We start from the raw sequence: 14,667 nt of genomic DNA, 5'->3' as shown, positions 1-14,667 counted from the left end.
CGGCGGTAACACGGGTTCGAATCCCGTACGGGTCACCACTTATCGGAGGATTAGCTCAGCTGGGAGAGCACTTGCCTTACAAGCAAGGGGTCGCAGGTTCGAACCCTGCATCCTCCACCATTAAATTCATAAGCCGGCCTAGCTCAACTGGCAGAGCAACTGATTTGTAATCAGTAGGTTGGGGGTTCAAGTCCTCTGGCCGGCACCACTTATTTAGTCAAAGTGGAGGGATAGCGAAGTTGGCCAAACGCGGCGGACTGTAAATCCGCTCCCATCGGGTTCGTAGGTTCGAGTCCTACTCCCTCCACCATTTATTTATTTGACGATAACGGCTGACATCCATGATCAGCTATTTTTTATGAAAATAAACATTCCTTGTATAATGATCTTTAGATGGTATATACTATTTTTGTAACTGTTGGGCCATAGCCAAGCGGTAAGGCAACGGTTTTTGGTACCGTCATGCGCTGGTTCGAATCCAGCTGGCCCAGCCATTTCTTTTAAAGATGTTATACTAGATGTTATGACAATACGAGCCATTAGCTCAGCTGGTAGAGCATCTGACTTTTAATCAGAGGGTCGAAGGTTCGAATCCTTCATGGCTCATCTTTCAATTTTATATGCGGGAGTAGTTCAGTGGTAGAACACCACCTTGCCAAGGTGGGGGTCGCGGGTTCGAATCCCGTCTCCCGCTCCATACGGGGCCTTAGCTCAGCTGGGAGAGCGCCTGCTTTGCACGCAGGAGGTCAGCGGTTCGATCCCGCTAGGCTCCACTCTTTAAACCTGACATCAACGTTTGATGTCAGGTTTTTTTATGTTCTTTTCTAATGGCTTTAGTGTTGTTACATTTATAGATTTCTTCTAGTTCCCGCTATATACCCATAAGGATCGAACCTTCATCTATCCTGAGGGTTGAAAAATCTGTGACGTTGCTTACTATGTGTGTTTCACTTCCCCTACAATATGGAAAAAGGTTTCAAACCTTGTAAACATGCATGATTACATACGTTTTCATACTATTTATCGTATATATATACATAAAGATGTCCAGTTGAGTCATAACGGGAAAAACGGATACAATTATAGTAGAGAAAAAAGGAGGAACTTTAATGAATAAACAGCTTTCAGTTATCGGTGTACCTATGGACCTTGGACAAATGCGTCGAGGCGTGGATATGGGACCAAGTGCTATTCGTTATGCGGGTATGGTTGAACGTCTAGAGCAATTGAAGTATAACATTGAAGATCTAGGGGACATTGAGATTCCTCGCCCAAAACAAAATACAGATGAGAAACAGGATAATTTACGTAACTTGAATGAAATTGCTGAAGGAAGTCGCCGTCTTGCAAAAGCGGTGGATGAAGTCGTTGAAAATAAACGTTTTCCACTCGTACTTGGGGGAGATCATAGTATTGCTATGGGGACGCTCGCAGGGGTTGCTAAACATTATGAAAACCTTGGGGTCATCTGGTATGATGCTCACGGTGACTTGAACACAGGAGACAGTTCGCCTTCGGGTAATATTCATGGTATGCCGCTTGCTGTAAGCTTAGGGATCGGCCATGAAAAACTGACAAGTATCCATGATTATGAACCGAAGATTAAACCAGAAAATATTGTGATCATTGGAGCTCGTTCTCTTGATGAAGGAGAAAGAGTGCTTATTGAAGAGAAGGGCATCAAAGTCTATACGATGCACGAAGTTGATCGTATGGGAATGACGCAAGTGATGGAAGAGACAGTCGATTATTTGAAAGATCGTACGGATGGGGTTCATTTAAGCTTAGACCTTGATGGACTGGATCCTAATGAAGCTCCTGGCGTAGGAACACCTGTCATGGGTGGCCTAAGCTATCGTGAGAGCCATCTAGCGATGGAAATGCTACATCAGTCAGGGATGATCACATCAGCGGAATTCGTAGAAGTAAACCCGATTCTCGATGAAAAAAATAAAACCGCTAGCGTAGCGGTAGGTTTAATGGGGTCTCTATTTGGTGAAAGCTTGAAATAAATGAACGATTCTTAGCAGTAACCCGCTTTTTGCAAGGTGGGTTGCTGTTTTTTATGGGTTATTTCATCATATTCATTTAACAGGTGGTCTAATTTCACACTCATGCGTACAACTTCCGGCGAGCTCAACTTATGGAGGCTGGCTAAACGAATCATTTCCACACGACAAGCTTCGATTTCTTTCTTCAAAGCGGTCACTCGCTTCATATTAAATTTCCTCCTAAGAAATTTTTTACATTTACAGCTTTATAACCGATACTAAAAAAAGTTAAACTTATATTAGCTAAAAAAATATTAAATTTATGAAACTTTGTGGCGAGGTCATCCGTAAAGGTTAACGACCGCACGTATAGCGGAGGTATTAGAAGATGGAAACCATGATTAAGCAAAAAATAAAAGAAGTGAAAAAGGGTAATCAATCCGCTTTCGAAGACATCGTTTCTTTTTATCAGAATAAAGTTTTTCATATTTGTCTGCGAATGGTTGGGAACTCGTATGAAGCTGAAGACCTGGCCCAGGAAGCCTTTATAAGAGCCTACACAAATCTCCATACGTTTGATGAGAAAAGGAAGTTCTCCACTTGGTTGTATAGGATAGCCACGAATCTGTCGATTGACCGGATCCGTAAAAAAAAGCCGGACTACCATCTGGATGCAGAAGTGAAGGGGACCGAAGGGTTAGACATGTATTCGCAATTAGCTGCCGACCAAGCTTTACCTGAAGAAGAAGTGGAAAGCCTTGAATTACAGTCGTACATTCACAAAGAGATATTGGCACTTCCTCCTAAATATAGGAGCGTCATCGTGCTTCGTTATTTAGATGAGCTTGCTCTTCAAGAGATTGCGGAGGTATTGGATATTCCAGTAGGGACTGTTAAGACGAGAGTCCATCGAGGTAGAGAGGCTTTACGTAAGAGGCTTCGACATGTGTGAAGGAGTTGAGAGGGAATGAATTGCAAAAGAGAAGCCGTTGAACTTATGCATAAGTATTTAGATGGCGAATTAAATAAAGAAGAAGAGAGACGACTGAGAGATCACTTACAAAGCTGTCCATCCTGCCAAAATCACTTTCATGAACTAAAGAGAACGACGACATTGATCACAAACGCGACCCCTGTATCTGCGCCGCCACGATTTACGGCGACTGTAATGGCGAATTTGCCAAAAGAGAAGAAGAGGAAAAACTATCTTCGTAAGCTGCAAAGGCATCCTATGCTTACAGCTGCTGCCGTCTTTTTCATATTGATGTTCAGTGGTATATTTACCGCATGGAACCAGGACCAGCAAGTAACAGTGTCCAAGCAGGAGAACCTCGAAATACGGGATCATACGGTCATTGTACCTGAAGGCGTTACGGTTGAAGGGGATCTTGTCGTCAGAAATGGGGATTTGAGGATTGACGGGAAAGTCGATGGGGATATTACCCTTATCAATGGCGATATCCTCAATGAGTCTTCTGATCAAGTGGAAACGGATGATGGACTTGACCGCAATAATCTCCGGGCCTATTCAGGGGAGTTAACCGAAGTGAACCAGGTTTACGAATGGGTCTGGTATCATACGAAGAAAACATTCAAGGCGATTTTCTCATTTGAATCAGATTAAATAAAGCAAGGAGGCCCAAGCTTCCTTGCTTTATTTAATTAAACAGAATGGTGCTAAGGTTCCCTGAAACAGCCAAAAAATCATAAAACGGGATAAGTCTGTCCTCAGGACGGTATGTTCTCCATATATACAGGAAAGGTTATGTGATATAATGGTAAATGTGAATTTTTAAGGTTTATTATATCTAAAAGGAAGTGTAGGCATGCTTGATGGGGGACTGGATGTTTTAGATTATTTCTTGATTACTGTGGATATCGCCCTTGTCTGGTTTGTTGTATATAAATTAATCATGCTGATCCAGGGAACGAAAGCCGTTCAGCTCTTAAAAGGTATTTTCGTCATTCTGGGTATATGGTTATTGAGTAATTTATTTGGACTAACCACATTAAGGTGGCTGATGTCACAAGCGATTACGTGGGGTTTCCTCGCAATCATCATTTTGTTCCAGCCTGAACTCAGAAGAGCTTTAGAACAACTGGGACGAGGGAGTTTCTTCAGCAGGAATACCTCAGAAGAAGAAGACACCGAGAAAACCTTACAGGCGATCATTAAGTCCTGTAACTACATGGCCAAACGCCGCATCGGTGCATTGATTACGATTGAACGTGATACAGGTATGGGAGATTACGTAGAGACAGGCATTCGTGTCGGCGGGCACTTGTCGAGCGAATTGCTTACGAATATTTTTATACCGAACACTCCTTTGCACGATGGAGCGGTTATACTTAAAAATGATGAAATTGTTGCTGCTGCCTGCTACCTCCCGCTTTCAGAGAGTCCTTTCATTTCCAAGGAACTGGGTACGAGGCACAGAGCAGCCATGGGAATCAGTGAAGTGACGGATGCATTAACGATCGTCGTATCTGAAGAGACAGGAGCTATTTCCTGTACGAAGAACGGGGAATTGCATCGAGACCTTGATCAAGTGAAACTGGAAGAGATCTTGCGTACAGAATTGGATTACTCCGCCCCTGCGGTGAAAAGCTGGAACTGGAGGGGGAAAAAGAATGGATAATTGGTTCAAGAGTGTATGGTTTATAAGAATCATATCCCTTATGCTTGCGGGTCTTCTTTGGGTGACGGTGAATGTCGATAACAATATGGACTCTGATTCTTTGTTCTTCAATCAGTCATCCTCAGATATGGAAGTAATGGAAAACATCCCATTGGAAATCAGGTTTGATAGTGAAGAATACGTAGTCAGCGGAATTCCACAAGAAGTATCCGTCTCTGTTGAGGGGCCGACCTCTGCTGTCGCTCCTGTTTCCAGACAAAAGAACTTTACGGTTTTTGTAGATTTGAATGGGCTCGGTCCGGGTACACATGAGGTGTCCTTACAGCATTCAGGGATATCCAATCAGCTGGCAGTCACGCTCGATCCGAAAATCATTGAAGTGACGATAGAGCAAAAAGTGACCGAAGATTATGAAGTGAACATTGATTATATCAATCAAGGAAACCTGGATAGTGCGCTCGAGCTCGGTGAGCCAGAAGTGGATCCTTCGCAAGTTGCCATTACGGGAGCTTCGTCGGTCATTGAGCGTGTAGCCTCTGTGAAAGCGATCATTGATGTCGGAGGAGCTACAGAGTCGATTGAAGCTCAGGAAGCCCCTGTGAAGGTTTATGATAATCAGGGGAATGAGTTGAATGTCCTCTTGGATCCAACGACTGTGAATGTGTCCGTTCCGATCGCCACCCGTACGAAAAGCATCCCATTAAACGTTGCCGCTCGTGGTGGGAATACAGAAGGCGTACTGATTGAATCGGTTAGTACGGAAACAGAAGAAGTCACCATTTCCGGGCCTAAGGAAGTACTTGATGGCATTGAGGCGCTTCCTGAAGTACCGGTCGATGTATCAGAAGTGACAGAAAGTCAAACCGTTGAAGTGGATATCCCCCTTCCTGAAGGGGTGACTTCCGTACAACCTGAAACGATTGAAGTGGACATTGAAGTCGTTGAAGGTGAAGCGGTAGATGACGGAGACGCGACAGAATAACTAAAAACGAATCAATCGTGAAACATAGATCAATGGAAAGAATAGAAAGAGAGGTCGAATGATTATGGGTAAATATTTTGGCACGGACGGCGTACGAGGCGTCGCGAATAAGGAATTAACACCGGAGCTTGCATTCAAACTTGGCCGTTATGGCGGTTATGTTGTAACAAAAGGCGTCGAGCGTCCGAAGGTTTTGATTGGACGTGACACAAGGATCTCTGGTGAGATGCTTGAAGGAGCACTCGCTGCCGGGTTATTGTCAATTGGAGCAGAGGTCATGCGTCTTGGGGTCATCTCGACACCAGGTGTAGCTTTTTTAACGAAAGCATTGCAGGCGGAAGCGGGAATTATGATATCCGCTTCCCACAATCCTGTTGAAGATAATGGCATTAAATTCTTCGGTCCCGACGGCTTTAAATTGACCGATGATCAAGAGCAGGAAATTGAAGCATTGATTGATGCAGAGCAAGATGATCTTCCAAGACCATCAGGAGCAGATCTTGGTCAAATCAATGATTACTTCGAGGGCGGTCAGAAGTACTTGCAACACTTGAAGCAAACCGTTGATTATGATTTCGAAGGACTCCACATCGCACTTGATTGTGCTCATGGAGCGACTTCATCCCTTGCCTCCCACTTGTTTGCAGATCTTGAAGCGGATATTTCTTCGATCGGATCATCCCCGGATGGTCTGAACATTAATGATGGTGTCGGTTCTACTCACCCTGAGCCACTGCAAGACCTTGTGAAAGAGAAAAAAGCGGATGTAGGACTTGCTTTCGATGGAGACGGCGATCGTCTAATTGCAGTTGATGAAAAAGGGAATATCGTGGACGGAGATAAAATCATGTACATTTGTGCCAAGCACATGAATGAAAATGGTACATTGAATAACTCAACAGTGGTCTCTACAGTTATGAGTAACCTTGGTTTCTATAAAGCCGTAGAAGCAAATGGAATGAAGAGTGATAAGACAGCCGTAGGGGATCGTTATGTCATGGAGGAAATGCGTCGCGGTGGTTATAACCTTGGTGGGGAACAATCCGGCCACATTATTTTCCTTGATCACAACACGACAGGCGATGGGATGCTGTCCGCTCTACAATTGGTGAATGTTATGAAAGAAACAGGCAGACCACTCTCAGAGCTTGCTGGTGAAATGGAAAAGTTCCCCCAAGTGCTAAAGAATGTGCGTGTCATTGATAAAAATAAAGTACAAACGCATCCTAGAATCCAGGAAGCGATCCAAGCTGTAGAAGAGGAAATGGGAGATAGTGGACGCGTTCTCGTACGTCCTTCCGGTACAGAGCCTCTCGTAAGGATTATGGTGGAGGCACCTACAGAAGAACAATGCGAAGAGTATTGTGATAAAGTCGTCCAAGTCGTTGAAGAAGAGCTTGGTTTGAAGGAGTAATTTCAGGGCTTGCGCAGGTCGCACATGGGGGTGATCTGCGCATATCCTATTACAGGGCCCTTACATTTCTGTAACGGTTACAATTTTTATTGACCCACCTGAGAGGTCTGTGTACAATTGAACATGTCCTTGAAAAAATTGTCGATTTCCATGTTTGAGAAGTCTTTCATTCGGAAATGAGACAAAAGGATTTTATTTTGAAATAGTTAAGGAGGATCGAGGTCATTCCTTATTTATAAAGCGCCAGGACTGTGTGTACGTTTGAAAAATAAACACAGTTGACGAGGTGGAGGTTCATCGAGTTTTCGGCGGATGCCTCCCGGTTGCCACACTTCAACCGCATGTCCGAGTGTAAAACGGGAAGGTGACTTTCCGAACAAAACATTCTGGACGAAGTGATCAAAGAAAGAATAACGGGAGAGGGGCAGCGGAAAGCCCCTTGAAATCTACGGAGCATTCGTTGCCCTTCTCCGATAATAGGAGGACAACAATTATGTGTGGAATTGTAGGATATATCGGACAGAATGATACAAAAGAGATTTTATTGAATGGTTTGGAAAAGCTTGAATACCGCGGCTATGATTCAGCGGGAATCGCCACATTGAACGAAAATGGGGTAGAAGTGACGAAAGTGAAAGGTCGTATTGCTTCCTTGCGTGAAGCTGTTGATGAGAGTGTCAAAGCGACGCACGGCATCGGCCATACACGCTGGGCTACACACGGTGCTCCTAGTGAAGAAAACGCACACCCGCACCAAAGTACTTCCGGACGCTTCACAATCGTTCACAATGGCGTCATTGAGAACTATGTGGATGTTCGTGACGAGTATTTGAGCGGCGTGGAGTTCAAGAGTGAAACAGATACGGAAATCATCGTTCAATTGATTGAAGTGCTGAATAATGAAATGAATGATGTAGCTGCAGCTTTCCGTAAAGCTGTCGAGCTTCTGACTGGTTCTTATGCGATTGCCATGATCGACCGCGAAGATCCTGATACGATTTATGTCGCTAAGAATAAGAGCCCACTGTTAGTCGGAATCGGTGATGACTTCAACGTTGTAGCCAGTGATTCCATGGCAGCTCTTCACGTAACAGACCAATTCCTTGAGCTTATGGATAAAGAAACCGTCATCGTTCGCCGTGATGGTGTTGAAATTCAAAAGCCCGATGGTACAAAGGTTGAGCGTGAACCATTCACAGCCGAATTGGATACCACAGATATCGAAAAAGGAACGTATCCTCACTTTATGCTGAAAGAGATTGATGAACAGCCGTTCGTCATCCGTAAAATCATTCAGGAATATCAAAATGAGAATGACGAGATCAAGCTGGATCCTGAAATCCGTCAAGCGATGAAAGACTGTGACCGTATTTACATCATCGCTGCAGGTACGAGTTACCATGCCGGACTTCTAGGTAAACAGTTCATTGAAAAACTCGCAAACATTCCAGTAGAAGTTCATGTAGCTAGTGAATTCTCTTACAACATGCCACTTCTTTCTGAGAAACCGTTGTTTGTTTACATTTCTCAAAGTGGTGAAACGGCAGACAGCCGTTCTGTCCTTGTCCAGACAAAAGAACTTGGCCATCCGGCACTGACGATTACGAATGTGCCAGGATCCACCCTTTCCCGTGAAGCAGACTATACGATGCACCTGCACGCAGGACCAGAGATTGCTGTAGCTTCTACAAAAGCTTATACAGCACAAATGGCTGTCCTTGCCATTCTTGCTGTCGATACAGCGCGTGCGAAGGGCATTGAACTTGATTTTGATCCTATGCAGGAGCTTGGAATCGTGGCAACTACGATGGAAGCCTTGACCGATCAAAAAGAGAAGTTGGAAGACTTGGCGCGCGAGTATCTATCTACAACTCGTAACTGCTTCTTCATCGGCCGCGGCATTGACTATTACGTTGGATTGGAAGGGTCTCTCAAGTTGAAAGAGATCTCTTACATCCAGGCGGAAGGCTTTGCTGGTGGGGAATTGAAGCACGGCACGATCGCTTTGATTGAAGATGGCACTCCTGTCATTGCCCTTGCCACACAGCAAAACGTCAACTACTCCATCCGTGGAAACGTCCAGGAAGTGGAGGCGCGTGGCGCAAACAGCATGATCATCAGTATGGAAGGCTTGAACAAAGATGGCGATGCTTTCGTCATTCCACAAGTGCATGATTTGATGACACCACTTGTTTCTGTTATTCCATTGCAGTTGATTTCTTACTATGCAGCGCTTCACCGCGACTGTGATGTTGATAAACCACGTAACCTTGCGAAGAGTGTTACGGTAGAATAAAGAATAAAGAGCTGGCACCCTGGTGGGTGTCAGCTTTTTTACTTTGATGCCTTTGGATAGGGGAAAGGAAACCTGGGGAAAATAAGGCTATTCAATGCCGTTAGGGGTGTATGTTTTCATGAAGAAATATGGAATGGCTTTGTTGTTGATCACCTGCCTGTTGGTTGTATTTACACCTGCTTATGCCCAAGTGGATGAGCCCAAACCCCTTGAAGATTTCTATGCTGAATATGGATACAAGTCTTTGGATGAAGCCGTCAAAGAATTTGAACAGCAAATGAAAATGAAAGTGACTCTTCCTAAGAAACTTCCGTCCTTGGCATTTACACATGTACTGGCCAGGGTTAATCGGTTAGGTGGGAGCGAGAACTTGGAATTAAATGTGGAGTATTTGAATGAACATGTGCCTGAAAATCACTTTAATGTGGATATCCGTCCTGCAGAAAATAAACTGTTTATTCATGAGAAGAGAATCATAGAACAGGTGAGGTTGAAAACTGGAGGAAAAGGAATTTTCGTGAAGGTCCCGGGTTTCCACGTTTTCGTTTTTGAAACGGAGCAGTGGCAGTACAGGTTGAGTATGGATCAACGCGTTGCTGACCACTTTTTCCCTGATGAACTAGTGGAAATCGCCAATACCATCGATCGTGAATGATCGAGTAAGAATTTAAGGTTAAACAAAAAAGGGGGCGTTCTAAGACGCCCCCCCTCTTTGTATGGTGTTTCTCTATTCTCCAAACATATAGGTCTTATGGTGATAAGATATCGAAAATGCAATTCCGAGTGCCATCAAGTTTCCGAGCAAGGCACTTCCTCCATAGCTGATGAATGGCAGCGGAATTCCTGTGATCGGTAGCAGCTGCACAGACATTCCAATGTTTTGGAAAACGTGGAAAGCGATCATGCTGATAATCCCAACCATTACATACGCACTATAATTGCTGTTCGCTTTAAAAGCGATGGTGGTGAAGCGGTAGATCAAAAGGAAGAACAAGATGATGACGATACAAGAACCGAGAAAACCATATTCTTCTGCGATGATACTGAAAATGAAGTCAGTCTGGGCTTCAGGTAAATACACTTCGCGCTCACCGAAGCCTTTTCCATACAACTGACCCGAACCAATGGCCCGCATCGCTTTGACGAGATGGTATCCAGAAGAGTCTTCATACTTAGTCGGCTGGAACCAGGAGTAGATACGGCCGAGCTGGTACTCTTTCACACCTAAGTAGCGGTCAAGAATTTCAGGTGCTTTTAAAGCAAGCCAGATCAATCCTGTCCCAAGAGCTGAAATCATCGTGAAAATCGGTAAAATAATTTTCCATGAGATGCCTGAAATGAGGACGAATCCTGCCAAGATGGCGATAAACACAAGGCTTGTCCCTAAATCGGGCTGCTGCATGATTAAAAGAACCGGCAGTCCGGTAACCGCACCTAGTTTCAGTAATAAGAATAAATCCATTTTTATGGAAGAGCGGTGCTTTTGATTATGATCCACGGCAATTCTTCCGAGGGCAAGAATGGTGAATATCTTAACAAGTTCTGCAGGTTGTAAAGACAATCCCGGCATGGCGAACCAACTCTTCTGCCCTTTAATGACAGGTGCGATGGATGGTGGAGCGACAATCAGGGCGATCAGAAGGATGATGCCGAATCCATATAAATACCAGCTGATTTTCTTGAAGTCTTCCGGATCTACAAGGAGCATAAAGCCGATGACGATGCCACCGAGTCCATACCAGACCAACTGTTTAAGTACAAAGTTATCGTTGTATTGGGTGCTTTGCTGGGCACTGAAAAGAGCGACTGCGCTGACGGCTATGAAACAACACATAATAAAAAAGAGCTGCCAATCGAATCTTTCTTCGAATTTCATTTTTGGTTATACATCCTCTCATGTTGGCGAAGCAAAAAAGCGTGCTGTTGACTATTATAAGCACATGTAACACGTTTGAAAAGTGAACTCTTCCTTATTCTTCAATTATAAAGCATTCTTTTCTTTCAAGGACATGAAAATGTAACACTCATGTATCAAAAAAGTTAACCAAGGCGTAAGACTCTGTTTCGAAGTCTTGATGAACAAGTCGTGGAATGGGGGAAACACTCGCTTTCCGTAGGAGGAGGAGCGCATGCCCTATGAAAAATGAGCTTATTTCCGCACCACCCAGAACCCCCGTAACCACTCTTCAAGAATAATGCCAGGTTGATCAATAACATAGCTTCACTTTCTTTCCAATGCAAACAAAAGAATCACCATAAAAACGGTGATTGGGTTATGGCATATGTTAAAAACAGGTGAAGAGACGCTGGATTCTCATGTATTTATACAGCGTTCTTGCATGACGCCCTTCTGAGGTATAAGGGTTTTGTAATCTTTCAAGCTCATTGATGAAAGCAAGATCACAAGCGCAATAATCTCTGCGCCGACGATAGCATTCATCATGAGCTTTGCACGCAGCATCTACAGCGTTTACGGGTGCGCCGGGGCCGCTGCATCCAGGTCCACAGTAGTTGTAGCCGGGAAAGACACAGAACCCGGGTCTTCGTACTGGCCCTCTTCTTCTATGCATATGGTTCTCCTCCATCCAATAGTTTGGCTAGGAATAGTTTATGACAAGTAATAGATTTTTGTATGGTCACCCACCCTTTATAGGTTTATTAAATTCTCTATTGAGTTAAATACTAATGAACACCAATCCAGGAGGAGATAGGATGTCACACGAAAAATATCAAAACCTTATTCAGAAGCTGCATGCTTGTATGGAAGCGTGTAATCATTGTTATGATGCTTGTTTAAAAGAGGAAGACGTAAAAATGATGGCGGAGTGTATCCGTACTGATCGCGAATGTGCCGATATTTGCGGATACTTAGAACATGCGATTTCAAGAAATTCTCCATTCGTATCAGAATTAGCAGGAGTTTGTGCGAAGATCTGCCAGGCTTGTGGAGATGAATGCAAGAAACATGACCATCAGCACTGTCAGGATTGTGCCAAAGCTTGCTATGAATGTGCGGAAGCTTGTAAACAGATAGCATAATTGAAATGATAACGAGTCCCTGAATGCAGGGGCTTTTTATTTTTGTGTTTTTTCTATTGCGTATATAAGCATATACTTATATTATAATGGGGGGTGAGGTGATTCTGATGGAAAAGACAATCATTGAGTTGGAACAAGCCGCACAAACGTTGAAGCTCTTAGGAGATAAAACGCGGCTGACTATTCTTGGTTTGGTTAAAGATAGCGAATGTTGTGTCTGTGAATTTGTAGAAGTGTTGCAAATGAGTCAGCCTTCGATCAGTCAGCATCTAAGGAAGCTGCGCGATGCTGGTCTTGTTAAAGAGCAACGAAGAGGGCAGTGGATTTTCTATTCCTTGAACAGAGATCACGCCACATATCCCATCATTCATCAGGTTCTGGAACAGATCCCGGACCAAAAAGAGAAATTGACAGCATTGGAAGAAGCGGGACTTCGGATCCAATGTGATAGCTAGGGGGATTGTTTTTTGAGTTTAGCACTGATTGCTACGATTATTTTTGTACTTACGCTCGTCTTTGTCATTTGGCAGCCTAAGAATCTTGGAATCGGTTGGTCCGCTTGTGCGGGTGCCATTCTTGCTTTGATTTTTGGTGTTGTTGATTTTCAAGACGTCCTTGCCGTTACAGACATTGTCTGGAACGCAACGTTAGCCTTTATTGCCATTATTATTATTTCATTGATTCTAGATGAGATTGGATTTTTCGAATGGGCGGCTCTTCATATGGCTCGTGTAGCCAAGGGTGACGGAAAGCGTATGTTCGTTTATGTGACCTTGCTTGGAGCTGTCGTTGCAGCACTGTTCGCAAATGACGGAGCGGCCTTGATTTTAACGCCGATTGTCCTTGCGATGGTCAGGAATTTGAATTTTAAAGAAGCCATGATTCTTCCGTTCATTATGGCGAGTGGTTTTATCGCTGATACGACATCTTTGCCACTGATTGTCAGTAACCTGGTGAACATTGTGTCCGCAGACTTCTTCGATATTGGGTTTGTAGAGTATGCGTCACGCATGGTTGTTCCCAACTTGTTCTCACTGGCTGCAAGTATTCTTGTCTTATTCTTATTTTTCCGTAAGAGTATTCCCGACAACTACGACTTGTCTCAGTTGAAAAAGCCGAAGGAAGCGATACAGGATGATAAGATGTTCCGTATGTCTTGGGGTGTTCTTGCTGTTCTGTTGATCGGATACTTTGCGAGTGAGCCTTTGGGAATTCCTGTTTCCATCATTGCCGGTATTGTCGCGATCTTTTTCCTATTGATGGCGAGAAGGAGTGCAGCTGTCCAAACAGGAGAAGTGATTAAAGGAGCTCCATGGGCGATTGTCTTCTTCTCTGTCGGGATGTATGTTGTCGTTTATGGACTCCGAAATGTCGGTTTGACCGATATCCTTGCGAATGTCATTCAGTACACGGCAGATCAAGGCTTGTTCACGGCGACAGTCTCCATGGGATTCATTGCGGCCATTCTTTCTTCCATCATGAATAACATGCCTACCGTAATGATTGATGCTCTTGCCATTGCTGACACGAATACGTCAGGAACGATGAGGGAAGCGCTCATATACGCCAATGTGATCGGATCAGACCTTGGGCCGAAAATTACGCCAATTGGGTCTTTAGCGACCTTGCTATGGCTTCACGTTTTATCCATGAAAGGCTTCAAGATTTCCTGGGGATACTACTTTAAAGTCGGAATCATCTTAACCGTACCGACCTTATTCATTACACTCGTCGGACTTTATTTATGGTTATTAATTCTATAATTTTTGCACAAAAAGGAGAAATGCTACATGTCTAACAAACCAGTTATCTATTTTCTATGCACAGGAAACTCTTGCCGCAGCCAAATGGCGGAAGGGTTCGGAAAGAAATATTTGAGTGATAAGTATGAGGTGAAATCAGCAGGGATTGAAGCGCACGGTTTGAACCCGAATGCGGTTAAAGCGATGAATGAAGTCGATGTAGATATTACCGATCAAACATCCGACATCATCGACCCTGATATTCTGAACAATGCTGAATATGCGATTACTCTTTGTGGAGATGCAAACGATAAGTGCCCGATGACGCCTTCACACGTTACTCGTTTCCACTGGGGTTTCGATGATCCAGCGAAAGCGGAAGGTACGGAAGAAGAAAAGTGGGCTTTCTTCCAACGTGTGCGCGACGAAATCGAAGCGCGAATTCAGAAGTTCGCTGAAACCGGAGAGTAAAAAACAGATGGGGCTAAGCTTTAATATAGAGAAAATAGGCATGACTTCAGTGGAATAAGGTTATACCTCTAAAGAGGAGACCTTTGCTGAAGG

The 14,667-nt window shown here is 44.0% G+C and carries 15 protein-coding genes and 7 tRNA genes; 19 read left to right on the top strand and 3 right to left on the bottom strand.

Going from position 1 to position 14,667, the window contains the following annotated elements:
* Nucleotides 1-44 precede the first annotated feature (44 nt).
* From K2225_RS19220 to rocF, 8 genes are all read left to right on the top strand, one after another.
* Nucleotides 45-120: transfer RNA gene (locus tag K2225_RS19220), tRNA-Val, on the top strand.
* 12 nt (nucleotides 121-132) lie between these two features.
* Nucleotides 133-208, top strand: a tRNA-Thr gene (locus K2225_RS19215).
* A 16-nt stretch (nucleotides 209-224) separates the two neighbouring features.
* Nucleotides 225-310, top strand: a tRNA-Tyr gene (locus K2225_RS19210).
* A 109-nt stretch (nucleotides 311-419) separates the two neighbouring features.
* Nucleotides 420-494: transfer RNA gene (locus K2225_RS19205), tRNA-Gln, on the top strand.
* A 39-nt stretch (nucleotides 495-533) separates the two neighbouring features.
* A tRNA-Lys gene (locus K2225_RS19200) sits at nucleotides 534-606 on the top strand.
* A gap of 16 nt (nucleotides 607-622) precedes the next feature.
* Nucleotides 623-697: transfer RNA gene (locus tag K2225_RS19195), tRNA-Gly, on the top strand.
* A 3-nt stretch (nucleotides 698-700) separates the two neighbouring features.
* Nucleotides 701-773 (top strand) — tRNA-Ala (locus K2225_RS19190).
* 336 nt (nucleotides 774-1,109) lie between these two features.
* Nucleotides 1,110-2,012: an arginase gene (rocF, locus tag K2225_RS19185; protein ID WP_146818055.1), complete on the top strand. Its 903-nt coding sequence runs from the start codon at nucleotides 1,110-1,112 to the stop codon at nucleotides 2,010-2,012.
* Nucleotides 2,013-2,023: 11 nt separating this feature from the next.
* On the opposite strand, the gene K2225_RS19180 is transcribed toward rocF, so the two are convergent.
* Nucleotides 2,024-2,218 carry an aspartyl-phosphate phosphatase Spo0E family protein gene (locus K2225_RS19180; RefSeq protein ID WP_220586218.1) on the bottom strand — a complete coding sequence of 65 codons (195 nt, stop codon included), beginning with the start codon at nucleotides 2,216-2,218 and terminating at the stop codon, nucleotides 2,024-2,026.
* Nucleotides 2,219-2,379: 161 nt separating this feature from the next.
* Between K2225_RS19180 and sigW the strand changes: the two genes are divergently transcribed.
* From sigW to K2225_RS19145, 7 genes are all read left to right on the top strand, one after another.
* Nucleotides 2,380-2,943 (top strand): RNA polymerase sigma factor SigW, encoded by a 564-nt coding sequence (gene sigW, locus K2225_RS19175; protein ID WP_146818059.1) that lies wholly within the window; start codon nucleotides 2,380-2,382, stop codon nucleotides 2,941-2,943.
* Nucleotides 2,944-2,958: 15 nt separating this feature from the next.
* Nucleotides 2,959-3,615: an anti-sigma factor family protein gene (locus K2225_RS19170; RefSeq protein ID WP_220586217.1), complete on the top strand. Its 657-nt coding sequence runs from the start codon at nucleotides 2,959-2,961 to the stop codon at nucleotides 3,613-3,615.
* A 202-nt stretch (nucleotides 3,616-3,817) separates the two neighbouring features.
* Entirely contained in the window at nucleotides 3,818-4,630 is an 813-nt protein-coding gene (gene cdaA / locus K2225_RS19165) for a diadenylate cyclase CdaA (RefSeq protein ID WP_089652931.1), read from the top strand.
* A complete protein-coding gene (locus K2225_RS19160; RefSeq protein WP_220586216.1) occupies nucleotides 4,623-5,612 on the top strand; it encodes a CdaR family protein in 990 nt (329 codons plus the stop codon). Before cdaA ends, K2225_RS19160 begins: the two co-directional genes overlap by 8 nt.
* 64 nt (nucleotides 5,613-5,676) lie before the next feature.
* Nucleotides 5,677-7,026: a phosphoglucosamine mutase gene (gene glmM / locus K2225_RS19155; RefSeq protein WP_220586215.1), complete on the top strand. Its 1,350-nt coding sequence runs from the start codon at nucleotides 5,677-5,679 to the stop codon at nucleotides 7,024-7,026.
* Between the two features lie 493 nt (nucleotides 7,027-7,519).
* Entirely contained in the window at nucleotides 7,520-9,322 is a 1,803-nt protein-coding gene (glmS, locus tag K2225_RS19150) for a glutamine--fructose-6-phosphate transaminase (isomerizing) (protein WP_220586214.1), read from the top strand.
* Between the two features lie 118 nt (nucleotides 9,323-9,440).
* The gene (locus tag K2225_RS19145) at nucleotides 9,441-9,977 is read left to right on the top strand and encodes a hypothetical protein (protein ID WP_220586213.1); all 537 of its coding nucleotides are present in this window, start codon (nucleotides 9,441-9,443) and stop codon (nucleotides 9,975-9,977) included.
* A 72-nt stretch (nucleotides 9,978-10,049) separates the two neighbouring features.
* On the opposite strand, the gene K2225_RS19140 is transcribed toward K2225_RS19145, so the two are convergent.
* Both K2225_RS19140 and K2225_RS19135 read right to left on the bottom strand, forming a co-directional pair.
* Nucleotides 10,050-11,198, bottom strand: a complete 1,149-nt coding sequence (locus tag K2225_RS19140) for an FtsW/RodA/SpoVE family cell cycle protein (protein WP_146818071.1) — start codon at nucleotides 11,196-11,198, stop codon at nucleotides 10,050-10,052.
* Nucleotides 11,199-11,607: 409 nt separating this feature from the next.
* Nucleotides 11,608-11,892: a phospholipase gene (locus K2225_RS19135; RefSeq protein WP_220586212.1), complete on the bottom strand. Its 285-nt coding sequence runs from the start codon at nucleotides 11,890-11,892 to the stop codon at nucleotides 11,608-11,610.
* Between the two features lie 142 nt (nucleotides 11,893-12,034).
* Here K2225_RS19135 and K2225_RS19130 point away from each other — a divergent pair, with 142 nt between their 5' ends.
* The 4 genes from K2225_RS19130 (at nucleotide 12,035) to arsC (ending at nucleotide 14,574) form a co-directional block, all read left to right on the top strand.
* The gene (locus K2225_RS19130; protein ID WP_220586211.1) at nucleotides 12,035-12,361 is read left to right on the top strand and encodes a four-helix bundle copper-binding protein; all 327 of its coding nucleotides are present in this window, start codon (nucleotides 12,035-12,037) and stop codon (nucleotides 12,359-12,361) included.
* 107 nt (nucleotides 12,362-12,468) lie between these two features.
* Complete coding sequence (locus K2225_RS19125) at nucleotides 12,469-12,816, top strand: ArsR/SmtB family transcription factor (RefSeq protein WP_220586210.1); 348 nt, start codon at nucleotides 12,469-12,471, stop codon at nucleotides 12,814-12,816.
* 12 nt (nucleotides 12,817-12,828) lie between these two features.
* Nucleotides 12,829-14,124, top strand: coding sequence for an arsenic transporter (locus tag K2225_RS19120; RefSeq protein ID WP_220586209.1), 1,296 nt, complete (start codon nucleotides 12,829-12,831; stop codon nucleotides 14,122-14,124).
* 27 nt (nucleotides 14,125-14,151) lie between these two features.
* Entirely contained in the window at nucleotides 14,152-14,574 is a 423-nt protein-coding gene (arsC, locus tag K2225_RS19115; protein ID WP_220586208.1) for an arsenate reductase (thioredoxin), read from the top strand.
* Nucleotides 14,575-14,667: the final 93 nt, after the last annotated feature.

It is taken from the genome of Halobacillus sp. Nhm2S1 (assembly GCF_019599545.1).
In the GTDB taxonomy this organism is placed as follows: domain Bacteria; phylum Bacillota; class Bacilli; order Bacillales; family Halobacillaceae; genus Halobacillus.
The sequence above is the reverse complement of the archived record's forward strand: the minus strand, read 5'-3'. Positions and strand labels throughout refer to the sequence as shown.